Below are 22,467 nucleotides of genomic sequence, written 5' to 3' on the forward strand. Positions count from 1 at the left end.
ACCAACCTCATCTGTAACAAGGAATAACCTATGGGCGTGCTTAGTGAATTCAAGGCCTTCGCGGTCAAAGGCAATGTGGTCGACATGGCCGTGGGTATCATTATTGGTGCGGCGTTCGGCAAGATCGTCTCTTCGTTTGTGGGCGACGTAATCATGCCGCCTATCGGCCTGCTGATTGGCGGGGTGGACTTTGGTGATCTTGCGGTCACGCTCAAGGCCGCCACGACTGACGCGCCGGCGGTGGTGCTGGCGTACGGCAAGTTTATCCAGAGCATTATCGACTTCGTGATCGTGGCGTTTGCGATCTTTATGGGCGTCAAGGCAATCAACCGCCTGAAGCGTGAAGAGGCCGTGGCCCCGTCCCTGCCACCGGTACCGACCAAGGAAGAAGAGCTGCTGAGCGAAATCCGCGACCTGCTCAAGGCCCAGAACAACAAGCCCTGATGCAAACAGCGCCCGTCAACGGGCGCTGTTCCAAATGCTTTGGGTTATCCGACATCGACGCGAGCCGGTATCTACCGGTCTACCAGTAGGTCTCCACCGCCACCTGTCCCGGCCGACGACTCAGGCTCAGGTTCATCCCGCGCTGCTTGAGGATCTGACGCGTGTCATCGACCATCTGCGGATTGCCGCACAACATCACCCGTGAATGCTCCGGCGTCAGCGCCAGGCCCGCTGCGCGCTCCAACTCGCCATTCTCGATCAATTGGGTGATTCGCCCATTCAAGGCGCCAGGATGCTGCTCGCGGGTCACCGTGGGGATAAATTGCAGCTTGTGCGCATACTCGGCCAGGTAGTCACGTTGCCCCAGGCCCGCAATCAGTTCCTGATACGCCAGCTCCCGGGCCTCGCGCACGCTGTAGACCAGAATGATCCGCTCGAATTTTTCCCAGACCTCGAAGTCCTGCAGGATCGACAGAAACGGCGCCAGGCCGGTGCCTGTGGATAACAGCCAGAGATCACGCCCGTCGACAAAGCGATCCAGGGTCAGGTAACCAAACGCCTGGCGCTCGACGAGCAAGGTATCGCCCACTTGCAGGCGACTCAGCTCGCTGGTGAACTCGCCGCCCGGCACAACGATAGAGAAGAATTCAAGAAACTCGTCAAACGGCGAAGAGACCATCGAATACGCCCGCCACACGGTGCTGCCATCGGCCTTGGTCACGCCCAGTCGTGCGAACTGTCCGGCACGGAAACGGAAACCGGCATCGCGGGTGGTGCGCAAGGTAAACAGGCTGGACGTCAGGGGGCGGACATCGAGCAGGGTCTGACGGGTAAATTTTTCGGCGCTGGCAGTCATGGGGCGCTCCAGTGGAGGAATACGCCTAGTGTCCCGCAAAGCCGGGCCAAGAAATACCGCCACAATGTAGTGGTATTGCCCGCCACGCACGCACGGGCAAGTAATCTGCGGCAAAAAGCCGTAAAATCCCCGCCCCGCCTGCACCCAGAGTTTCCGCACCATGCCCCTGCTCGACAGCCCCTTTGCCCAGCTCGACCTGATCCGCCAGCCCGAACAGGCCAACGAGCCCCTGCAGGCTTTCGACGCCGCCGATGAGTATCTGCTCAGCCATCTGGCGCAACAGGATCTGCCGGCCGATTGCCGGGTGCTGGTGCTCAACGACAGCTTTGGTGCACTGGCCGCAAGCCTGGCCGGGCGGGTCCAGGTGACCAGCAGCAGCGACTCGTTCCTGGCGATCCAGGGGCTGGAGAAAAACCTGGTGCGCAATGGCCGGACCTTCGACGCGGTGCCCTGGGTGCCCGCCAGCAGCGTGCCGGCCGGGCCCTTTGATCGGGTACTGATCCGCGCTCCAAAGACCCTGGCCCTGCTCGAAGAGCAACTGATTCGCCTGCAAGGTCAACTGGCGCCGGGCGCCCAAGTCATTGCCGGGGCGATGATCAAGCATCTGCCACGGGCCGCCGGGGATTTGCTCGATCGCTACATCGGTCCGGTCCAGGCATCGCTGGCGCTGAAAAAGGCCCGGCTGCTGATCGCTACCCCCGAAGCCAAGCCGCCGGCGATTTCGCCTTATCCGACCCGCTACCGCCTCGATCAGCCACCTATCGAGTTGCTGAACCACGCCAATGTGTTCTGTCGCGAAGGTTTGGATATCGGCACGCGGGCGTTTCTACCGCACTTGCCGGGCAATCTGGGCAGCGCCCGGGTCGCGGACCTGGGATGCGGCAATGGGGTGTTGGCCATTGCCAGTGCCCTGCACAACCCCGAGGCCCACTACACCTTGGTGGACGAGTCTTTTATGGCCGTACAGTCCGCTCGCGAGAACTGGCAGGCAGCCCTGGGTGAGCGCGAGGTAGTGGTGCGCGCCGGTGATGGCCTGGCGGGCCAGGAGCCCCAATCCCTGGACGTGGTGCTGTGCAATCCACCCTTCCACCAACAGCAGGTGGTCGGCGACTTCCTGGCCTGGCGCATGTTCCAGCAGGCTCGTGAAGCGTTGGTGATCGGCGGGGCGCTGTACATCGTCGGCAATCGTCACCTGGGTTACCACAGCAAGCTCGCCCGCCTGTTCCGGGGTGTCGAGCAAGTGGCGGCGACGCCCAAGTTCGTGATTCTCAAAGCCCGCAAATAGCGCAAAAAAAACCCTCCGAAGAGGGTTTGAAACCGTGCCGCAAGGCAACGGGATGGGAAGTCGTGGGCGCCAGTTCAGTGGGTACTGAGCCCGGCGGCATTCATAAACACACGCATCAGACTGGCCACGATAAACAGCGCCAGCACACTGCCCGTCCAGATCAGCGCCAGCCAACCCAGGCGCTGCCAGAGCGGTTTCTTTTCGGCCTGCTCCAGGTCGTGCAGGTGGTTTTTACCAGACATCCGGGCTCTCCTGTTTAACAAGCTCACGTGTGCGCTCGCTTCTACGGACATGGTGCGCAGCGGGTTAGTGGTAGCCGTCGTCGTGGGTCACCTTGCCACGGAACACGTAGTAGCTCCAGAAGGTGTACCCCAGGATAAACGGGATGATGAACAAGGTACCGACCAGCATAAAGCCCTGGCTCTGTGGCGGTGCGGCAGCGTCCCAGATCGAGATGGACGGCGGCACGATATTCGGCCAGAGGCTGATACCCAGGCCGCTATACCCCAGGAAAATCAGCACCAGCGTCAGCAAAAACGGCGTGTAATGGGCGTTGCGCGCCACCGCGCGAAGCAGCCCGTAGAGGGTCACCAGCACCAGGATCGGCACCGGCAGGAACCAGAACAGGTTCGGCAGGGTAAACCAGCGGGCGGCAATCTCGGCATGGGCCAGCGGGGTCCAGATACTGACCACGCCGATCACACCCAATACCACCAAAGCCAGGGGCCGGGCCAGATCATGCATCTGCTGTTGCAGCCGGCCTTCGGTCTTCATGATCAACCAGGTACAGCCCAGCAACGCATAAGCCACCACCAGCGCCAGGCCACAGAACAACGTAAAGGGTGTCAGCCAGTCCAGGGAGCCGCCGGCGAACTGGCGCTCGACCACCGGAATACCGTCGATAAACGCCCCCAGCGCCACCCCCTGGAAGAAGGTGGCGGTCAACGAACCGCCAATAAAGGCCTTGTCCCAGATATGCCGCTTGTCATCCTTGGCCTTGAAGCGGAACTCGAAGGCCACGCCCCGGAAGATCAGCCCGATCAGCATCAGGATCAGCGGCAGGTAAAGGGCCGAGAGCACCACCGAATAGGCCAGCGGGAAGGCCCCGAACAGCGCCGCGCCGCCCAGCACCAGCCAGGTCTCGTTGCCGTCCCAGACCGGGGCCACGGTGTTCATCATCACATCGCGGTCGCGCTCCCCCTTGACGAAGGGAAAGAGAATGCCGATGCCCAGGTCGAAGCCGTCCATGACCACGTACATCATGATGCCGAAGATGATGATCACGGCCCAGATCAGCGGAAGATCGATACCCATGTCTCATTTCCCCTTGTTCAGGTGATCGCCGTGATCGGCATCGCTGCTGTCGTCAGCCGCCGACAATGGCCGTGCCGGTGTCCGTTGCTGGCCCGGACCGCCATGGCTCGGTTCGGCCCCTTCGTTGGTGACCGGCCCCTTGCGCACCAGGCGCATCATGTAGCCCAGGCCCACACCGAACAGCGAGAAATACACCACGACAAACAGCGCGAGGGTAATGCTCATCTGCATAACGCTATGGCCCGATGAAGCATCCGCCGTACGCATCAGCCCATAGACCACCCACGGCTGGCGCCCGACCTCGGTGGTAAACCAGCCGGCGAGAATCGCGATCAGTCCCGAAGGGCCCATCCACAACGTCAGGTACAGGAACGGGCGGGACTGGTAGAGCCGGTCGCGTTTGCGCAGCCACAGGCTCCAGAGCCCCGTGAAGATCATCAGCATGCCCAGGCCGACCATGATCCGGAACGACCAGAAGACAATGGTCGAATTCGGCCGGTCCTCGGGCGGGAACTCCTTGAGCGCCGGCACCTGTTTATCCAGGGAGTGGGTCAGGATCAGGCTGCCCAGGTAGGGGATTTCCACGGCAAAGCGGGTCTTCTCGGCCTGCATGTCCGGCCACCCGAACAGAATCAGCGGCGTCGGTTCATTGCCGTGGTTTTCCCAGTGGCCTTCGATGGCGGCGATTTTCGCCGGCTGGTGCTTGAGGGTGTTGAGCCCGTGGAAGTCGCCGATCACCGCCTGGATCGGCGCCACGATCAGCGCCATCCACATGGCCATCGACAACATCCGGCGGATCGCCGGGTTATCGCGCCCGCGCAGCAGGTGCCAGGCCGCCGATGCACCCACAAAGAAGGCCGTCGCGACAAAGGCCGCAGTGGCCATGTGTGCCAGGCGATAGGGGAAGGAGGGGTTGAAGATGACCGCCAGCCAGTCCACCGGAATCACCCGACCATCGATGATTTCAAAGCCTTGGGGCGTCTGCATCCAGCTGTTGGAGGCCAGGATCCAGAAGGTCGAGATCAACGTGCCGACGGCCACCATCACCGTCGAGAAGAAGTGCAGTCCACGGCCGACCTTGTTCCAGCCAAACAGCATCACGCCCAGGAAACCGGCTTCGAGGAAGAAGGCGGTGAGCACTTCGTAGGTCAGCAGCGGCCCGGTGACCGCGCCGGCGAAGTCAGAGAAACGGCTCCAGTTGGTGCCGAACTGGTACGCCATGACCAGCCCCGAGACCACGCCCATGCCGAAGTTGACGGCAAAGACCTTCGACCAGAAGTGGTAGAGATCGCGATAGGTGTCGTCGCGGGTCTTGAGCCACAGCCCTTCGAGCACCGCCAGGTAACTGGCCAGGCCGATGGTGATGGCCGGGAACAGAATATGGAACGAGATGGTGAACGCGAACTGGATTCGGGCGAGATCAAGCGCCTCCAAACCGAACATAAGTCTTCCTCTGTCAGGTAGTACCGGCTACCGGCGCCAGGCCAGCATCCACAGTGCCCACGGATATGGAGTACGGCGAATTCGGATTCGTTCTTTTTAAATGCTCACACTACGCGGTATTGATCTGGATCAATCAACGATCAAAGAGTAGTCCCATTCTCGCCGCTCGATTGTGTGGTCTTTTGTCGCGTGACAGGTTGTCTCACGCGTTCCCCCTCATTGCCCCTGGGCAGAAGCGCACTTGCTCGCCAGCACGTCAATGACCCGAGGGCGAAAAAATTACCAACACATTGCCTCCTGAAAAGCTCGGATAAGTTAATTAGGCAGCCAAGCAACATCTTGTTACTCATGAATGATAATCTCGGTTTTTACCGCCGAAACTGCCCCGCCAATGTCGACCCAAGCCCCGTTGCTGTTGCGCCATCACCGCCCTTTCCTGGCGTTCTGGCTGGCCCGCATCTTTACTGCCAGCGCCTTTCAGATGCTCACCGTGGCCATTGGCTGGAACCTCTATCAGTTGACCGGCAACGTGCTGGATCTGGGCCTGGTCGGCCTGGTGGAGTTCGCCCCGCGCGTGCTGTTCATGCTGCACACCGGGCATGTCGCCGATCGTTATGATCGACGCAAAGTGGCCGCACTCTGCCAGTCGCTACAGGCGCTGATCGCCCTGGCCCTGGTGATCGGCAGCAGCACCAACAACGTCAGCCGCGAGCTGATCTTTATCCTCGCGTTCCTGCTCGGCGCCTCACGTTCGTTCGAGATGCCGACCACCCAGGCGCTGCTGCCGAGCATCGTACCGGCCGCGCTATTCCCCCGAGCCGTGGCTGCGGCACAGTCGGCCCAGCAGTCAGCGACCATCGTCGCCCCGGCCCTGGGCGGGCTGCTCTATGCCTTTGGCAGTGTCTGGGTCTACGGGCCGGCGGTCGTGCTGTATGGGGTCGCCAGCCTGTTGATGCTCAACCTACCCGCTCGCCAGACGCCGCTGAACAAGGGTAAGGCGACACTGGACTCGCTCCTGGCCGGGATTCGTTTTATTCGCAGCCGGCCGGACATTCTCGGGGCGATTTCCCTGGACCTGTTTGCGGTGCTGCTGGGGGGCGCCACCGCGCTCTTGCCGGTGTTTGCCAGGGATATCCTGCTGACCGGCCCCTGGGGCCTGGGCCTGCTGCGTTCGGCACCGGCCGTCGGCGCCCTGCTGATGTCGCTGTGGTTGGCGCGTTTTGCCGTGGAACGCAAGGTCGGGCGGGTCATGTTCACGGCCGTCGGGGTGTTTGGCGTGGCAACCATCGCCTTCGGCCTGTCGACCTCGTTCTGGTTTTCCCTGGCCGTGTTGGTGGTACTCGGCGCGGCAGACATGATCAGCATGGTGATCCGCGCCTCGTTTGTACAACTGGAAACCCCGGACGAAATGCGCGGCCGGGTCAGTGCCGTAAACGGATTGTTTATCGGCGCCTCGAACCAGTTGGGCGAATTCGAATCCGGGGTCACCGCCCACTGGCTTGGCACGGTGCCGGCCGTGGTGCTGGGCGGGATCGGCACGCTGGTGGTGACGGGCGTGTGGATCAAGCTGTTCCCAAGCCTGGCCAATCGCGACCGCATGCACGAACCGCCGCCGCCCTGAAGCCGCTCGGCGGCTGGATTACTTGATATAGATTTGAGTCTGCAGGGTATTGCCCGGGGCATTGATCGAGGTGTTGCGAAAGACAAAGGTGCCTTCGTCCTTGCCGGCCAGGTCGAAGGTGTAGACATGGCCAACGGTAATCCCGCTGCCCTCGCACACCAATAGCGCGGTGCCGTTCTGGCACACCGGTGCCCGCGTCCCTTCGACCGCAAAACCGTCCAGCGCGGCAAAGGGTTCGCGACCCAGGCCGATTTCCAGCACATAGACCTTCACCGAGCCGCCACCATGGTTGCACAGGGTCTGGGCCCGGCCATCGGCAACGTCCTCCATCCCGCAGGCTGGGGAAATCACTTTAAGAATTTCGACCTTGGTCAGCGGCGGCGCGGAACGGGCCAGTGCCGCGGTGGCGTAAAGGCCGGTAGCGGCCAGGCCAAGGCTCAGGATCAATGCTTTTGCACGGTTGTTCATCATTACCCCCCAAAACAGCCGGCAGTATGCCTTAGGCACCCAATAGACAAAACACTGCCGGGCCTGACCCATAGCAGCAGCCAGCAGCAGGCGCTGCTGGTATGATGCGCGGCTTTTTCCGACACACAGAAATATTGCAGGCCATTTCCAGGCCTGTGCTTTGCTGTTGAAGTCGATACATTCACGGCGCCAGGCGCGCCACGGGGAGCAGGCATGCTGGAAAGGCTGTTTCAACTCAAGGCACACAACACCAATATCCGCACCGAGATCCTCGCGGGTATCACCACCTTCCTGGCCATGGCCTACATCCTGTTCGTCAACCCGAGCATCCTCGGCGAAACCGGCATGGACAAAGGTGCGGTATTTGTCGCCACCTGCCTGGCGGCGGCCATTGGCTCAGCCGTGATGGGCCTGATCGCCAACTACCCGATTGCCCTGGCACCGGGCATGGGCCTCAATGCCTTCTTTACCTACACCGTGGTCCTGCATATGGGCCACACCTGGCAGGTTGCCCTCGGCGCGGTTTTTATCTCCGCCGTACTGTTCTTCATGCTGTCGATCTTCAAGATCCGCGAGTGGATCATCAACAGCATCCCCCTCCCCCTGCGCTCGGCCATTGCCGCGGGCATCGGCCTGTTCCTGGCGCTGATTGCCCTGCATAACGCCGGTATCGTGGTCAGCAACCCGGCGACCATGGTCGGCCTGGGCGACCTGAAGCAGCCGGCCCCGATCCTCGCGACCCTCGGCTTTGCCCTGATCGTCGCCCTCGAAGCCCTGAAAGTGCGCGGCGCGGTGCTGATCGGCATCCTGTCGGTGACCATCGTTTCGATCGCGCTGGGCTTCACGCCGTTTGGCGGTGTGGTCTCGATGCCACCTTCCCTGGCCCCGACCTTCCTGCAACTGGATATCAAGGGCGCTCTGGATATCGGCCTGGTCAGCGTGATCTTCGCCTTCCTGTTCGTCGACCTGTTCGACAACTCCGGCACCCTGATCGGCGTCGCCAAGCGAGCCGGGTTGATGGGCAAGGACGGTCATATGCCGAAAATGGGCCGGGCGCTGATCGCCGACAGCACCGCGGCCATGGCCGGTTCGCTGCTGGGCACCTCGACCACCACCAGCTACATCGAATCAGCCGCTGGCGTCAGCGCTGGCGGGCGGACCGGTCTGACCGCCATCGTGGTCGCCGTGCTGTTTCTGCTGGCGCTGTTTTTCGCCCCGCTGGCCAGCAGCGTCCCGGCCTTCGCCACCGCACCGGCCCTGTTGTTCGTGGCGGTGCTGATGACCTCCGGACTGGCCGAAATCGACTGGGACGACATTACCGTGGCCGCCCCCGTGGTGATTACCGCCCTGGCGATGCCGTTTACCTACTCCATCGCCAATGGCATCGCGTTCGGCTTTATCGCCTGGACCGCCATCAAGCTGCTGTCCGGCCGTGGCCGTGAGCTGAACCCGGCGCTGGTGATTCTGTCGATTCTGTTTGTGATCAAGCTGGGTTGGTTCAACGCATGACTTTCGATTCCGCCGCCTACACCGCACAACTCGACGACAAGGTCGCGCGCCTGCGCGATCTGCTCGCGCCCTTCGACGCGCCAGAGCCGCAGGTCTTCGACTCGCCCCTGGAGCACTTCCGGCTGCGCGCCGAATTCCGCCTGTGGCGTGAAGAGGGCCAACGCCACTACGCGATGTTTTCCCAGGACGACAAGCGCACGCCGATCCTGATCGAAGATTTCCCCATCGCCAGCCAGCGCATCAACCAGTTGATGCCGCAGCTCAAGGCTGCCTGGCAGGCCAGCGCCGCCCTGAGCTTCAAGCTGTTCCAGGTCGAGTTCCTGACCACTCTGGCCGGCGACGCGATGATCACCCTGTGCTATCACCGCCCTCTCGACGCGCATTGGCAGGCGGCTGCCGAGCAACTGGCCAGCGACTTGCAGGTCAGCGTGATCGGGCGCTCCAAGGGCAAGCGCCATGTGATCGGCCAGGATTATGTGGTGGAGAAACTCGAGGTTGGCGGGCGCACCTTCAGCTATCGCCAGCCCGAAGGCGCCTTTACCCAGCCCAACGGCACCGTGAACCAGAAAATGCTTAACTGGGCCTATGAGGCCCTGGGTGAGCGTCCGCACGATCTGCTCGAGCTGTATTGCGGCAACGGCAACTTCACGCTGCCGCTGGCGACCCGGGTACGCAAGGTTCTGGCCACCGAGATCAGCAAGACCTCGGTCAATGCCGCGCTAAGCAATCTGGCGGAAAACGCCATCGACAACGTGACGCTGGTGCGCCTGTCCGCCGAAGAATTGACCGAGGCCCTGAACGAGGTTCGCCCGTTCCGTCGCCTACACGGCGTCGACCTCAAGAGCTATGAGTTTGGCAGCGTCTTTGTCGACCCGCCGCGCGCCGGTATGGATCCGGACACCTGCGAGCTGACCCGGCGCTTCGACAACATCCTGTACATCTCCTGCAACCCCGAGACACTGGCGGCGAATATCGCGCAACTGCACGATACCCACCGCATCGAACGCTGCGCCCTGTTTGACCAGTTCCCGTGGACCCACCATATGGAATCCGGGGTGTTGCTGACCCGCCGCTAACCCCCGCCTTTGCAGGCGCCTGCCCGCGCCTGCAAGGTTGGGACGATAGCCCGGCGTCAAAACCGATATTCCACCGTGCCCTGCAAAGTCCGGCCACGGCCGAGGGTAAAGGACAGCACATCCCCCAGCGGCACCAGATAGGCGCGGTTCCCGACGTTTTCCATGGCCAGGCGCAGGGTCAGGTCATCGGTAGCCCGATAGCTGCCGTACAGGTCATAGACGGTGTACGGTTTCCAGTCGGCGGGGTACACGCTGCTGATCCCCTTGTTGGTCTCGTGTTGCTGCGCAAAGCCGGCGCTGTAGCGCGCACGGCCGCCAATATCCAGCCGACGGTCGAAGAAGCGCGCCCCCAGCGTCAAGGTGCCACGGTCCATGGGCATATGCTCGGCCGAGCCCAGGATTGCACTGCAGTGGGTGTACCCGTTGGCCGCCTCGTTGGGGGCCATGCCGATCACAATGCCGGTTCGCCCGGGGGCGTCTTTGACCGGATCGGTCACACCGCCCAGCCAGGCCGTCTTGGAACAGAAGTTGTTGGCGCCGATCATATGGGTGTAGGCCAACTGGCCATAAGCGCCACCCGCATCGTAGTCGAGCTGGTACTCGACACCCCGGAACCGGGTCTGCTCCAGGTTGTTGACGTAGGCACTGTTGCCGATGCTGGCCATGCCATAGCCCGGCGGCCGCACGCCCATGGTCATGAAGATGAAGTCATCGACGCGGGTGTCAAAGTACGCCACCTTGGCGCCCAGGCGGTCATCGGCAAACAGCAGGTTCTCCTTGAGGATATTGACCCCCGCCTCCCAGGCCGTGGAGGTCTCCGGCTTGAGGAACGGATTGGGGAACATGCTCTCTGCCCCGCCGCCGTGGGGACGCCCGGCAATCATGGTTTCCGTCACGGCGGGCGGGCGCCAGCCCTTGCCGTAGGTGACGAACAATTGCAGCCAGTCCAGTCCCGGCTTGACCGACAGGCCAAAGGTGGGCGAGAAATGGCCTTCTTCGCGCTCGATGTCGAAGTTCAGTGGCACCGAAGTCTGCGTGGGCGTCTTGCCGATAATGAAGGTGCGGATGTTGAACCCCGTCTCGCCGGTCAGTCGATAACGGTCATAGCGCAGCCCCGCATTGAGGTTCAGCCAGTCGTCGTAGTCGTAGTCCAGGCGCGTAAACAGACTGGCCATGGCCCGATCCCCCTCGGGGGTCATGCTTTCCGAGGCCGAAGCCGTCACCGCCGAGCCCGCCGCCACCGCCTGGTTGGAGTCGGGGCGCACCTTGTCGTAGAAGAACTCCAGCCCGTAGTTGGCCTTGATCGTCGACGCCTCGCCCAGGGCAAAGGTCGAGGTATTCTGCGCCTGGGCGCCATAGGTGTCGGTCTGGTAGGTAATGTCGTAACCGGGGTTGCTGCGTCGACGCAGGGTGGTCTGGTCGTTGCGATTGTCGACAAAGTAGAGCTTGGCCTTGAAGTCGATCAGCGGGTTGTCCGGGCGGTAGCTGTAGTCGAGGGCGATGTTCTGCGCGCGGACCTTGCTGCTGCCCAGCTTGTCCCAGAGCACCGCGTTTTCGGTGCTCATCATATTGGCGTCGTCGTAGGACACTTCGGTGGTCAGGTAGCTCAGTTGTAGGCGCTGATCCTCGGGCAGGTTGAGCCCCAGCTTGACCAGGCGCGAGCGCATCAGCGACCCGGAGTAAGACACCGGTGACTCCTTGACCCGATCCGCAATCGCGGGGTCCATCCAGCTCCCGGTGCGCAGCTCGCCGATACTGCCGCGGGTGCCCGGTTGGTAGTCGCCCATGTGCCGTTCGCTGACGGCCACCAGCATGTCCCAGACCTCGGTCCCGATGGCGAAAGCAGAGCTGCCGATAAAATGCGTGCCGTTGCTGCGACCGCCCAGGCCGGTGGTCAGGCGAATCCGCCCGCCCATTTCCTCACCGGGCTTGATCAGGTCATGGGCCTCGACGGTGCGAAAATTGGCAATCCCGCCTATCACCCCGGCACCGCCCATGGTGGAGGTCGCACCCTTTTCAATCTCGACGCCCGACAACAGCTCGGGGTCGATGTACAGGGTGCCGTTGCGTTGCTGATGGCCGCTTTGCTGATAGTTCTGGCGCATGCCGTCGACCGACATGTTCACCCGGCCATAGTCCTGCACCCCACGAATATTCACCGACAACCCTGGGTCCTGCTGGTTGACCGCCGAGTACACCCCGGCCGCTTCTTCCAGCATGTCGGCGGCGTGGCGCGGTGGATTGCGGTTGAGCTGCTCGCGGGTAATCACCGCCACGGAGCGCGGCGCCTGGTAGACCCAATCACTGCCGCGGCCTTCGGTGCTGCCGGCCGACACCGAAGTGGTATCCAGGGCCAGGGCCGATCCATGCTCCGCTGCGACCCGGCTCAAGGTCACCTGATGCTCACCCGTGAAACGGTATTCGACCGGGTTGCTGCCCAGCAAACGCGCCAGCCCTTCCTGGGCGCTGAAGCGGCCCTTGAGCGGCATACCACGCAGGTCCTGGAGCATCTGACCGTCGAACAACACCTGTAACCCGGCCTGCTCGGCGAACAGCAGCACCGCGCTGTCCAGCGGCTGGGCCGGAATATCGAAGGCCGGGCGCGCCGATTGCTCACGGATGACCGGCGCAGCGTGTGCGGGCGCCAGGGTCAGCCAACCGCTGATTAAGCCCAAATGAACGGCCAATGCCAACCGGCTGGTGGCTCGATTCCCCTTGCGACTGCGTGCCCACATGATCCTGATCCCTGTACTGACGACAATGCTTATGCGAATGAATCTCACTAGCAAGACGCCTTGCCCGGGGGAACTCAGTAAGGTTTTTTGAAATTAATGGCCAAATAGCTCGGCGCCTGGCGCCAGCACCTAATAAATCAGGCTCAGGCCTGCCAGATCGAAGTGCTTGAGCTGCAACTCCTGGCTCAGGGTCGCGGCCACGCTGTCGAGCATGTCGAGGCGGAAGACCCCGCTGATCTGACGCTCGCCCAGGGTGCTGTCGCCCAGCACAATCCGCCCCTTGCGATAGCGGTTCAGTTGCTCGACCACCTGGGCCAGGGGCTGGCGCTCGAACACCAGCACGCCACGGCGCCAACCGGTGGCCCGTTGCAGATTAAGGTCGTTGAGCGCCTGCACCCCGCCGGTCTTGCTGTAGCGAGCGCCCTGCCCTTCGTCGAGCTGCTGTTCGCTTTTGCCGCGCAGGGGGGCGGCCTGCAAACTGACCGCCACACTGTGCTGCAACACGCCGACCCAGGCCTGCTCGGCGCTTTCGCGGCCGACCACGAAGCGCGTGCCCAGGGCGCGGGTCTGCCCGCCTGCACTCTCGACCACAAACGGCCGGTTTTCGCCCTCGCCCATGGGGGCCACATCGAAACAAGCCGACCCGTTCAGCAGCCGGATCCGCCGTTCACTGTTCGTAAAAGCCAGACTGATGGCACTGCCGCTGTCGAGTTCCACCGTGCTGCCGTCAGCCAATTGCACCTGGCGCACTTCGCCCTTGCCGGCCAGGTAATCGGCTTGCAGGCGCAACAGCAGTTCGGGGCCATTGAGCCCGCCGGCACCGATCACCAACACCAGCAACGCAGCGCTGGCCGCCCGTTGCCACAGGCGTCGTGCACGCCTTGGTCGTACCGCCCTCGCCCCTGGCGAGCGAGCACGGCGGGCCGCACTCGCAACTTGCCCGTCAGCGTCGACGCCCAGTTCGCCCAACGCCGCCCACGTGCTGCGGGCAAACGCCAGCGCCGCCTCATGCCGCGGGTCAGCAGCACGCCAGCGCAACAACTCAAGCACCTCGGCCGACGCCAGCGGCCCCGCGTGCAGACGCACCGCCCACTCGGCAGCGGCCTCTCTGATGATCTGCTCCGGGGAAATCTGGCTATCCACGTGGCGCTCTCGAATACGAGTGAGATAGAAATCGTGAGGTCTGGACAGGCTCATCACCGTCATTCATGGGTCTGGGTCCTGTGGCGCGCTATCTTGCAAGCGCTGCATCACATACGCCAGCGCCTTGGACAAATGCTTCTGCACCGAACTGTCGGAAATGTCCAACTGGCGGGCGACCTCGGCATGGGTCAGGCCTTCGAGGCGGTTCAGGCGGAAAATCTCCCGCGTGCGCTCGGGCAACTCCGCCACAGCCTGCAACAAACTGATGCGCTGCTGCTCGGCCATGGCCCGCGCTTCCAGGCCTGCCGACTCATCTTCGATCTCGTCCAGGGCGTCATGGCTGACCGTGTCGGTCTTGCGGCGCGTCTCCTGGCGAATATGGTCGACCAGCAGATTGCGGGCGGTGCGGTAGAGGTAGCCTGCCGTATTGTCGATGCGCTCCTTGCGGGTCTGTTCGGCCAGGCGCAGAAAACTCTCCTGAACCAGGTCGGCCGCCAACTGCGGGTCGCGCACCTTGCGCGCCAAATAGCCGCGTAGCGCGCTGGCGTGCTTGAGAAACAGCCCTTTGAGATCCGCGTCCGACAAACCGACTCCCTGGAGCAGGTGGGAAATGGGGGCGCCATCTTACTTATTATCGAGAATGATTTTCAATTAATAATCATTCATAAGTAGTGGCGAAATGCCCAAATTCGGTAGCAAGCTTGTGAAGTGGCCTGCATATTGCCTTGAAATTTCCATCTGAATGTCGCAGTTGGAGATCTGAATGTCGCTTAAAAGCAATTCAATGCATCTATCCACGGCTGAACAACGCTGGCTCCCCTGGTTCGGCAAGACCGGCAAACTGGCCATGGGCTGGGCATGCCGGGTCAACCGCACAACCTATCCGGTGATCGAGCAGACCTTCGAAGCCATTGCCGAAACCCGGGTCAAGCTGCTCCACAACTGGACCCAGGAACAGTGGGAGCACCTGGCCGAACTGGCCATGGTCGTTGAGCGCGACTTCGCCCACCTGAACAACGAAACCCTGCTGGAAAAGCTGGGCCAGGCCGAGGACGTTTCCGAACTGTTTGTCCTCGACCCAACCGGTCAGGTGCTCGCCTCGACGTGGGCCAGCCGCAGCAACGCCCGCCACGACCAGCCCAGGGCCCTGGCCGAAGGCTTGAAGGCCGCGTTTCTGCACGGCCCGTATCGCGACCCCCTGACCTTGCAGATTGGCCCCTCTTCCTCGCGCTTTCACGATGAAGTGACGCTCATGTTCTACCAACCGCTCAAGGCCGCGGGCAAAGTGCTGGGCTGCCTTTGCGCGCGCGTGCCCAACGACGTGATGAGCGACCTGATCCAGCGCGAAGCCGGGCATATCTACGCCGAATCGGGGGACAACTACCTGTTTATGGTGCAGTCGCGCTTCGATCCGGCCATCCAGCCAGGCGTCGCGCTCTCACGCTCGCGCTTCGAAGACGCGACCTTCACCCACGGTGAAAACCTCAAGAGCGGCGTGCATACACCGTGGAAAACCGTGCAGATCCAGCGCCATACCGAACTGGAACTGCGCTTTACCGACCCCGCCACCCAGGAGTTGCACCCGGGCGTGCGCGAGACCATTCGCCAAGGCTCGAACCTGTTCGTCACCTACCCGGGCTACTCGGACTATCGGCACATTCCCGTGGTCGGCAAGGGCGTGACCTTCCAACTGCCTGGCTCGCCGGATCGCTGGGGCATGATGTGCGAGGCCGACCTGGAGGAAGTCTATCGGCGCCGCTCGCTGAGCTATGGCCTGATGCGCCCGTACCTGGCGACGATGGCCGCGCTGTTTGTCAGCAACTACCTGATACGTCATTACAGCGGCCTGTCGGCCCAGTGGATCGACCTGGTCGAAGCCTGCAGCATGCTGGTCGCCGCGTTTGTGTTCGGCGCCCTGGGGCCCAGGCGTCTGGCCGGGCGCCTGAATGAAATGACCGGCGTCATCCGGACCATTGCCGAAGGCGAAGGCAACCTGCGCCAACGCCTCGACACCGGGCGCATGGCCAACGATGAAACCGGTGATATGGGCCGCTGGATCAACAGTTTTATCGACAACCTCGACGCCGTGGTCGGCCATGTCATCAAGGCCAGCGACAGCGTCGGCAGCACCAATCGACTGATGCTCGGCCGCAGCCAGGAGGCCAATGCCAGCTCCCGGGAAGTGGCGCAAGCGGTGCATCGGATGATGATTATCGTCGAAGGCCAACTGGGCGAAATACAGCAAGCCTCGGTCAGCGCCGAGCAAATGAAGCAGGCCATGGAAGACGTGGTCAGCCGCGCCCGCGAGCAGTTCGAATCGGTGCAGCAAGGCACCCAGTCGATCCGCGATGTGGTACAGCGCTCCTCTTCCAGCGTTCAGTTGCTCGACAGCAAGATGGAACAGATCGGCAGCATTACCGGGGTGATCAGCGCCATTACCCAGCAGACCAACCTGCTGGCCCTCAACGCGGCCATCGAAGCGGCTCGCGCTGGCGAGCACGGGCGCGGCTTTGCGGTGGTGGCCGATGAGGTTCGCTCCCTGGCCGCACGCACCGCCCTGGCCGCCGAGGATATCCGCCATATGGTTGAAGACCTGCAAGGCGAAACCCAGCGCGCCGTGGCCTTTATGCAAGGCGGTGTGCAGGACGTCGACAGCAGCCTGCGCCTGGCCGAGGAAGCCTCTTCGGAAAACCTGCAATTGCATCAGGCGGTGGACGATCTGTTTCGCATTATCCAGCAACTCAATGCCAGCAGCCGCGACTGTGGCAAGACCATCCAGCAGGTCGATCAGTCTTCCAGCGACATGCGTGAAACGGCGGCGATCCTGCAAAGCAGTGCCGAGACCGTGCGCCTTAATGCCAACAAGCTGCACAAGTTGGTCGGCCAGTTCGAGGTCAGCGGCGTGGTCAGCCAGCGTTCGGCTGCATAGGATTTTGCCCCGGCGTGGCGCATCACCGGCGCCACGCCACCCGTTTTGGTGCGTCAGCAGCGTAAGCCGGCCGCGTCGTGATTCAACAGCCCGCCACCGGCGCGCGTAAATCCTTGCGCCGGCCTCGGCCCGGCCAACCGCACAGACCTCGAGGTCCGGCAGCTGCACAGGATAGATCCCGGCGACAACATCAAATTGCCATCTCGGCAGTGAAATCCTACAGTCGTGCTCGCCCCGCCGACGCTCGACGCGCCGGCTTCACGCCAAAAGGACTGCACCGTGAGCGACGCCAAACGCTTTATTGAGATCATCGAACAGTGGCGCCACCAGCCCGATTTTCAGGCACTGACGCGCTACAACCAGTACCGGCACTGGCTCGATTACCAACGCCTGCACGAGCACAACTTTCGCAATATGCTCGCCTGGCTGCTCAACCCACGTGAAGGCCACGGGCTCGGCGATCTGTTTATCCGGGCGCTGCTCAGCGGCCTCAAGACGTCCAGCACAGGGAATGCCCAAAGCCTGGAACGCTGGGCCGCCGAGGACAGCTGGCTGCCCGAATCGCGCCTGGCGGGGATGGACCTGAGCCACGCTTGCGTGGCTATTGAGGTGGGCGACAAAGACGGGCGCATCGACCTGGTGTTGGTCGACCCGCACAACCGTCTGGTGATCGCCATTGAGCGCAAGGACGGCCATCACCTGACCGAAGGCCAACTGGCGCGCTACAGCGACTGGATCGAAAGCCACTACGGCCAGCACTACCATTGGCTGGGCATCGTCTCCGACAGCCATGAGCGCGTGCATCTGTACAACGACAGTAACTGGCTGCAAATCAATGACGAATGGCTGATCGCCGCCCTAACCCAAGCCCTGGCCCGCCCGGGGCTGGATGCCCTGATCCGGCCGCAACTGGACGATATCCGCTCGCGCCTGATCGTAAGCGCCTGGGAGCAGGACCCGTACTTCGCCGGAATCAATGAACACCTGCAGGACTTTGCCCAACGCCATGCTGCCCTGCTCGGCGAGTTGCACCGCCTGAAATGCTTCGCCGGCCCTTATCTCGAGATCGACCAGGCCTATGGCGTGCGCCATGTGCTCCCCAACCTGCTGTGCAACGCGGCCGAGCCAAGCGAAATCAACGCCGTGCAACACGCCATGGAGCAGAACGAACTGCTCAACGCCCTGTGGCGCCTTGCTCAGCAATAACGGGCTGAACCTGGAGACCGTCGCCGGACGCCCAACGCCCGGTGACCGACAAATACTGCGGGCGATTAACGCACAGTAAATCTATCCACCCACGGCGGGACGCTTGCCGACAGTTGACCGTATTAACTGGTTAGTACATTTTATCTCTCCAGGCCGGACTGCATTCGGCCACACAAAAACAACAACGGAGAGACAACCATGTCCCCTATCGTTCTGGTGCTTAACGGCCCGAACCTGAATCTGCTGGGCACCCGCGAACCCGCCACCTACGGTCACGAAACCCTGGCCGATATCTCGGCCCTGTGTGGGCGCAGCGCCAGCGAACTGGGCCTGACCGTCGAGTTTCGCCAGACCAACCATGAAGGCGAACTGCTCGACTGGATCCACGGCGCACGCAAGCGCTGCGCCGGCATCATCATCAATCCGGCAGCCTGGACCCACACGTCGGTGGCCATCCGCGACGCCCTGGTGGCCAGTGAACTGCCGGTGATCGAAGTTCACCTGTCCAATGTTCATGCCCGCGAACCGTTTCGCCATCACTCGTTTGTCTCGGCCATTGCCACGGCAATCCTGTGCGGCTTCGGCAGCCAGGGCTACCGCCTGGCACTCGAACATTTCGCCCAGAAGCTCAAGGGTTAATCGCAATGACGCACGCTATTGCTCACGGCGTACTCGCCGGCCTGATCGGTGCCGGTATCCAAGGCTCGCGCACCCCAGCCATGCACGAACGCGAAGGCCATGCCCAGGGGCTCAATTACCTGTATCGGTTGATCGATCTGGATCAGCTTGCGCTGGATATCAATGCCCTGCCCGACCTGCTGCTGGCGGCTGAGCGCATGAACTTTACCGGGTTGAATATCACCTTCCCGTGCAAGCAGGCGATTCTGCCGCTGCTCGATGAGTTGTCGCCCCAGGCCCGTGGAATCGGCGCGGTGAATACCGTGGTGCTCAAGGACGGGCGTCGCATTGGCCACAACACCGACTGCCTGGGCTTTGCCGAAGGCATGCGCCGCGGCCTGCATGGCGCGGCTCGCCAACGCGTGGTGCAAATGGGCGCCGGTGGTGCTGGCGCAGCGGTGGCCCATGCACTGCTCGAAGAAGGCGTGGAACAGCTGGAGATCTACGATGTGGAAAACCAGCGCGCGCAAAGCCTGGCCGCCAATCTCAACCAGCATTTCGGCAGCCTGCGCGCCAGGGCCGGTAGTGACCTGGCCAACAGCCTGGCGCTGGCCGATGGCCTGGTCAACACCACGCCCATGGGCATGGCCAAGTTGCCGGGCATGCCGGTGCCCGCCGAGCTACTGCGTCCTGAGCTGTGGGTCGCCGAGATTGTCTACTTCCCGCTGGAAACCGAACTGCTGCGCACGGCCCGTGCCTTGGGTTGCCGCACCCTCGATGGCGGCACCATGGCAGTGTTCCAGGCGGTCAAGGCCTTTGAATTGTTCAGCGGCGTAACGCCGGACGCCCAGCGCATGCTCGAACACTTCCAGAGCTTCAACGGCTGACGCCGCCGCGCCCCTGCGGCGGCGCGAGAACTCAGGCTTGCAGGTAGCGCAGCACCGACTCGCAGATCATCTCGCGATGGCGCTGCTTGACCTGCTCGTCCGGCAGGTCGATCTGGAAGATTTCGCCAAAGGTATGGCGATTAGAGACGCGGTAGAAGCAGAACGAACTCACCAGCAGATGCACATCCAGAGGGTCCAGGCCGCTGCGGAACACGCCCAACTCGGCCCCACGGCGCAGGATCGCATCGAGGGCATGGAGAATGGTGTTGTTCATCGAGCGAATCGCCGCAGACTGTTTGACGTACTCGCCCTTGTGGATATTTTCGATACTCACGATCCGTACGAAATCGACATTACGGTCGTGGTGATCGAAGGTGAACTCGACCATTCGCCGGATCGCCTCGCGCGGCTCCAGCTCTGCCAGGTGCAGGCGGCTTTCAGTGCTGCGGATATCGCCGTAGAGCTTCTCCAGCACCTCGACATAAAGCTGTTCCTTACTGCCGAAGTAGTAATAGATCATGCGCTTGGAGGTATGGGTGCGCTCGGCAATAGCATCGACGCGGGCGCCGGACAGCCCCTGCTGGACAAACTCGACGATGGCCTCCTGAAGGATGTTCTCGCGGGTTTTTTCCGGATTGTTCTTGCGACTCTTGCGCGGCTCGACCTGGCCGGCATCGGGCTTCACGGGGAGTTCTGGAATTATGGTCATTCTGGGCTCACGGCCTGCTCTACGGACGCCGGCGATTATGGGCCGGGTCGCGCAGTGAAGGAAGCAGGGAGATGGATGATTCCATCTCCCAAGGGACGTTCTAGAGGCGGGCCTGGCGCACCACACCGCTGCGCGCCTTGGCCATTGCGGCCAGACGCACCGCTACGTTGACCGCCCCATAACCGGCGTAGCCACCCTTGCGTTGCAGGATCTCGAAGAAAAAGCGCCCCTCGAATGGCTCGGTGTACACGTGGAACAACTCGCCGCCCTGGGCATCGCGGTCATAAAGCACGTTGAAGTACGCCAGCTCACTGAGAAACTCGTCATCGAAATCGAAACGCGCCGCCAGGTCGTCGTAGTAATTCAGCGGAATATCCAGCAACGGCAATCCGGCCTCCTTGGCGCGGCTGACCTGGGCGAAGATATCGTCGCACTCGAAGGCAATATGGTGGACCCCCGAGCCGCGATAGCTCGATAGCGCGTGGGAAATCGCCGTATTGCGATTTTCCGAGATATTGAGCGGCAGGCGGATCGAGCTGCAACGACTGCGCAGCGCGCGGCTTTTCACCAGACCGTAGGGATCGGGCAGCACCACTTCATCGTCCGCTTCGAAATCCAGCAGGCTTTTGTAGAACAGCACCCAGCTGTCGAGGCTGTCGGCCGGTAAGGCCATGGCCATGTGGTCGATGCGCTTGAGCCCGCCCGGCCCGGCGGCCGCGGGCTCAAGCACAAAGTCGGTCGCATAGAATGACGCTCCCGCGACGGCCTGGTCCACCAGATAGATCAGGCTGCCATCGGGCGCCCGAACCGCGCCCAGTTCCAGCTCATTGGGCCCCACCAGCCCGCGATAGGGTTGCCCTTTGTAGGCCACGGCACGGGCCAGAGCACTAGCACTGTCCTGCACGCGAATCGCCGTGGCACACAGTGACGGGCCGTGGGCTTCGAAAAAGTTGTGGGCGAAGGAATAGGGTTCGCTGTTGAGGATCAGGTTGATATCGCCCTGGCGCAGCAAGCTGACATTCTTCGAGCGATGCTGGCCGGCCTTGGTAAAGCCCAGGCGCTCCAGCCAGTGGCTGAGTTTGGCACCCAGCTCGTCGTCGACGGCAAACTCGAGAAACTCTATACCCGCCTGCGCCGTAGCCGCCGGCGCCTCGAACAGCGTGTCGAGATTGGCCACCGTGGGCGTTTCGCGCAACAGCCGTTCGCGGGTTTTCTCTTCCAAGTACAGCAGCGAGCGCAGCCCATCGGCGGCATTGGCCCGGGGCGGGGCGGCGCGAAAACCGTCGTTGAAAATCTCCAGCGACAACGGCCCGGTGTAGCCGCTGCGAATAATCGGTGCAAGAAAACCCGACAGGTCGAATTCGCCCTGGCCGGGGAAGCAGCGAAAATGCCGACTCCACTCCAGCACATCCATGGCCAGGATCGGCGCGTCGGCCATCTGCACAAAGAAGATCTTGTCGCCGGGAATCTGTGCGATGGCGCTCGGATCGCCCTTGAGCGACAGCGTATGAAAACTGTCGAGCAGAACCCCCAAGCTGGGATGGTCGGCCTGGCGGACAATGTCCCAGACCTGTTGATACGTATTGATGTGCCGGCCCCAGGCCAGTGCTTCATAACCAATACGCAAGCCACGGGCGCCGGCGCGTTCGGCCAGCAGGTGCAGGTCGTCGACCAGTATCTGCGTATCACCCACCGAATCGGCACTGGCATTGCTGCATACCAGCACCAGGTCGGTGCCCAGTTCCTGCATCAGATCGAACTTGCGCTCGGCCCGTTCCAGGTTGCGCGCCAGACGGTCGCGCCGGCAGCCTTCGAAATCGCGAAACGGCTGGAACAACGTAATGGCGATGCCCAGGTCGGCACACATCTGCCGCACCTCGCGCGGGCTGCCATCGTAGTAAAGCAGGTCGTTTTCGAAAATTTCGACCCCATCAAAACCGGCGGCGGCAATGGCCTCAAGTTTTTCCGGCAGGGTGCCGCTCAGGGATACGGTGGCAATGGAGCGCTGCATAGGGGACTCCCGAAAGGACGTGGGATCTGTCGTAAAGCGCCGGGCATCGTTCGCGAGCAGGCCGGTTGCGGCCCTGGGTTGAGCTCGTGAACCCGGCCGACGGCCCGGGCAGATGAATTATTGTTACGGCCAGTTTATACATCAATAAAAGTGTACGAACCAGTTAGTTTTGTGTGCGATTATCGACCACAAAGGCCTTTAGCGAATTGACGA

Annotated in this window: 19 protein-coding genes; 9 read left to right on the plus strand and 10 right to left on the minus strand. The window is 62.3% G+C overall.

The features are described 5' to 3' along the window. Positions 1–30 precede the first annotated feature (30 nt). On the plus strand, positions 31–444 hold the full coding sequence (gene mscL / locus NPS46_RS21810) for a large-conductance mechanosensitive channel protein MscL (protein WP_274110895.1): 414 nt from the start codon (positions 31–33) through the stop codon (positions 442–444). Between the two features lie 79 nt (positions 445–523). Here the strand turns inward: mscL and NPS46_RS21815 are convergent, their stop codons facing one another. Then, complete coding sequence (locus NPS46_RS21815) at positions 524–1,300, minus strand: ferredoxin--NADP reductase (protein WP_274110896.1); 777 nt, start codon at positions 1,298–1,300, stop codon at positions 524–526. Between the two features lie 160 nt (positions 1,301–1,460). Between NPS46_RS21815 and NPS46_RS21820 the strand changes: the two genes are divergently transcribed. After that, a complete protein-coding gene (locus tag NPS46_RS21820; RefSeq protein WP_274110897.1) occupies positions 1,461–2,585 on the plus strand; it encodes a methyltransferase in 1,125 nt (374 codons plus the stop codon). Between the two features lie 74 nt (positions 2,586–2,659). Here NPS46_RS21820 and NPS46_RS21825 read toward each other — a convergent pair whose 3' ends face one another. The 3 genes from NPS46_RS21825 to NPS46_RS21835 form a co-directional block, all read right to left on the minus strand. Next, positions 2,660–2,827, minus strand: a complete 168-nt coding sequence (locus tag NPS46_RS21825) for a DUF2474 domain-containing protein (protein ID WP_274110899.1) — start codon at positions 2,825–2,827, stop codon at positions 2,660–2,662. 64 nt (positions 2,828–2,891) lie between these two features. Next, positions 2,892–3,899 (minus strand): cytochrome d ubiquinol oxidase subunit II, encoded by a 1,008-nt coding sequence (gene cydB / locus NPS46_RS21830; protein ID WP_274110901.1) that lies wholly within the window; start codon positions 3,897–3,899, stop codon positions 2,892–2,894. Between the two features lie 3 nt (positions 3,900–3,902). After that, positions 3,903–5,342, minus strand: a complete 1,440-nt coding sequence (locus tag NPS46_RS21835) for a cytochrome ubiquinol oxidase subunit I (protein ID WP_274110903.1) — start codon at positions 5,340–5,342, stop codon at positions 3,903–3,905. A gap of 391 nt (positions 5,343–5,733) precedes the next feature. Here NPS46_RS21835 and NPS46_RS21840 point away from each other — a divergent pair, with 391 nt between their 5' ends. Continuing rightward, positions 5,734–6,963 (plus strand): MFS transporter, encoded by a 1,230-nt coding sequence (locus NPS46_RS21840; protein WP_274110905.1) that lies wholly within the window; start codon positions 5,734–5,736, stop codon positions 6,961–6,963. A gap of 18 nt (positions 6,964–6,981) precedes the next feature. Here the strand turns inward: NPS46_RS21840 and NPS46_RS21845 are convergent, their stop codons facing one another. Then, the gene (locus NPS46_RS21845) at positions 6,982–7,431 is read right to left on the minus strand and encodes a DUF4879 domain-containing protein (RefSeq protein WP_274110907.1); all 450 of its coding nucleotides are present in this window, start codon (positions 7,429–7,431) and stop codon (positions 6,982–6,984) included. Positions 7,432–7,644: 213 nt separating this feature from the next. Between NPS46_RS21845 and NPS46_RS21850 the strand changes: the two genes are divergently transcribed. After that, complete coding sequence (locus NPS46_RS21850; RefSeq protein ID WP_274110909.1) at positions 7,645–8,940, plus strand: NCS2 family permease; 1,296 nt, start codon at positions 7,645–7,647, stop codon at positions 8,938–8,940. Next, positions 8,937–10,016, plus strand: coding sequence for a tRNA (uridine(54)-C5)-methyltransferase TrmA (gene trmA / locus NPS46_RS21855; protein ID WP_274110911.1), 1,080 nt, complete (start codon positions 8,937–8,939; stop codon positions 10,014–10,016). Before NPS46_RS21850 ends, trmA begins: the two co-directional genes overlap by 4 nt. 56 nt (positions 10,017–10,072) lie before the next feature. On the opposite strand, the gene NPS46_RS21860 is transcribed toward trmA, so the two are convergent. The 3 genes from NPS46_RS21860 to NPS46_RS21870 form a co-directional block, all read right to left on the minus strand. Further along, the gene (locus NPS46_RS21860; RefSeq protein ID WP_274110913.1) at positions 10,073–12,751 is read right to left on the minus strand and encodes a TonB-dependent receptor; all 2,679 of its coding nucleotides are present in this window, start codon (positions 12,749–12,751) and stop codon (positions 10,073–10,075) included. Positions 12,752–12,880: 129 nt separating this feature from the next. Then, positions 12,881–13,894 carry a FecR family protein gene (locus NPS46_RS21865; protein WP_274110915.1) on the minus strand — a complete coding sequence of 338 codons (1,014 nt, stop codon included), beginning with the start codon at positions 13,892–13,894 and terminating at the stop codon, positions 12,881–12,883. Positions 13,895–13,957: 63 nt separating this feature from the next. Next, positions 13,958–14,479, minus strand: a complete 522-nt coding sequence (locus tag NPS46_RS21870) for an RNA polymerase sigma factor (RefSeq protein ID WP_274110917.1) — start codon at positions 14,477–14,479, stop codon at positions 13,958–13,960. Positions 14,480–16,172: 1,693 nt separating this feature from the next. Between NPS46_RS21870 and NPS46_RS25495 the strand changes: the two genes are divergently transcribed. The 4 genes from NPS46_RS25495 (at position 16,173) to NPS46_RS21890 (ending at position 19,534) form a co-directional block, all read left to right on the plus strand. Next, positions 16,173–16,823 (plus strand): methyl-accepting chemotaxis protein, encoded by a 651-nt coding sequence (locus NPS46_RS25495; RefSeq protein WP_425312777.1) that lies wholly within the window; start codon positions 16,173–16,175, stop codon positions 16,821–16,823. 279 nt (positions 16,824–17,102) lie between these two features. Then, the gene (locus tag NPS46_RS21880) at positions 17,103–18,029 is read left to right on the plus strand and encodes a PD-(D/E)XK nuclease family protein (RefSeq protein ID WP_274110920.1); all 927 of its coding nucleotides are present in this window, start codon (positions 17,103–17,105) and stop codon (positions 18,027–18,029) included. A 198-nt stretch (positions 18,030–18,227) separates the two neighbouring features. Beyond that, entirely contained in the window at positions 18,228–18,668 is a 441-nt protein-coding gene (gene aroQ, locus NPS46_RS21885) for a type II 3-dehydroquinate dehydratase (protein ID WP_274110922.1), read from the plus strand. A 5-nt stretch (positions 18,669–18,673) separates the two neighbouring features. Next, positions 18,674–19,534: a shikimate dehydrogenase gene (locus NPS46_RS21890; RefSeq protein WP_274110924.1), complete on the plus strand. Its 861-nt coding sequence runs from the start codon at positions 18,674–18,676 to the stop codon at positions 19,532–19,534. A 31-nt stretch (positions 19,535–19,565) separates the two neighbouring features. Here NPS46_RS21890 and NPS46_RS21895 read toward each other — a convergent pair whose 3' ends face one another. Further along, positions 19,566–20,243, minus strand: coding sequence for a TetR/AcrR family transcriptional regulator (locus NPS46_RS21895; RefSeq protein WP_274110926.1), 678 nt, complete (start codon positions 20,241–20,243; stop codon positions 19,566–19,568). 100 nt (positions 20,244–20,343) lie between these two features. Then, positions 20,344–22,254: a 3-dehydroshikimate dehydratase QuiC gene (gene quiC, locus NPS46_RS21900; RefSeq protein WP_274110928.1), complete on the minus strand. Its 1,911-nt coding sequence runs from the start codon at positions 22,252–22,254 to the stop codon at positions 20,344–20,346. Between the last annotated feature and the right edge of the window lie 213 nt (positions 22,255–22,467).

The organism is Pseudomonas putida (assembly GCF_028682395.1).
Classification (GTDB): Bacteria; Pseudomonadota; Gammaproteobacteria; order Pseudomonadales; family Pseudomonadaceae; genus Aquipseudomonas; species Aquipseudomonas putida_AB.

Coding starts and splice junctions, on each gene's coding strand:
- mscL (WP_274110895.1), top strand. CDS start 31: ATGGGCGTGCTTAGTGAATTCAAGGCCTTCGCGGTCAAAGGCAATGTG.
- NPS46_RS21815 (WP_274110896.1), bottom strand. CDS start 1,300: ATGACTGCCAGCGCCGAAAAATTTACCCGTCAGACCCTGCTCGATGTC.
- NPS46_RS21820 (WP_274110897.1), top strand. CDS start 1,461: ATGCCCCTGCTCGACAGCCCCTTTGCCCAGCTCGACCTGATCCGCCAG.
- NPS46_RS21825 (WP_274110899.1), bottom strand. CDS start 2,827: ATGTCTGGTAAAAACCACCTGCACGACCTGGAGCAGGCCGAAAAGAAA.
- cydB (WP_274110901.1), bottom strand. CDS start 3,899: ATGGGTATCGATCTTCCGCTGATCTGGGCCGTGATCATCATCTTCGGC.
- NPS46_RS21835 (WP_274110903.1), bottom strand. CDS start 5,342: ATGTTCGGTTTGGAGGCGCTTGATCTCGCCCGAATCCAGTTCGCGTTC.
- NPS46_RS21840 (WP_274110905.1), top strand. CDS start 5,734: ATGTCGACCCAAGCCCCGTTGCTGTTGCGCCATCACCGCCCTTTCCTG.
- NPS46_RS21845 (WP_274110907.1), bottom strand. CDS start 7,431: ATGAACAACCGTGCAAAAGCATTGATCCTGAGCCTTGGCCTGGCCGCT.
- NPS46_RS21850 (WP_274110909.1), top strand. CDS start 7,645: ATGCTGGAAAGGCTGTTTCAACTCAAGGCACACAACACCAATATCCGC.
- trmA (WP_274110911.1), top strand. CDS start 8,937: ATGACTTTCGATTCCGCCGCCTACACCGCACAACTCGACGACAAGGTC.
- NPS46_RS21860 (WP_274110913.1), bottom strand. CDS start 12,751: ATGTGGGCACGCAGTCGCAAGGGGAATCGAGCCACCAGCCGGTTGGCA.
- NPS46_RS25495 (WP_425312777.1), top strand. CDS start 16,173: ATGGAAGACGTGGTCAGCCGCGCCCGCGAGCAGTTCGAATCGGTGCAG.
- aroQ (WP_274110922.1), top strand. CDS start 18,228: ATGTCCCCTATCGTTCTGGTGCTTAACGGCCCGAACCTGAATCTGCTG.
- NPS46_RS21890 (WP_274110924.1), top strand. CDS start 18,674: ATGACGCACGCTATTGCTCACGGCGTACTCGCCGGCCTGATCGGTGCC.
- NPS46_RS21895 (WP_274110926.1), bottom strand. CDS start 20,243: ATGACCATAATTCCAGAACTCCCCGTGAAGCCCGATGCCGGCCAGGTC.
- quiC (WP_274110928.1), bottom strand. CDS start 22,254: ATGCAGCGCTCCATTGCCACCGTATCCCTGAGCGGCACCCTGCCGGAA.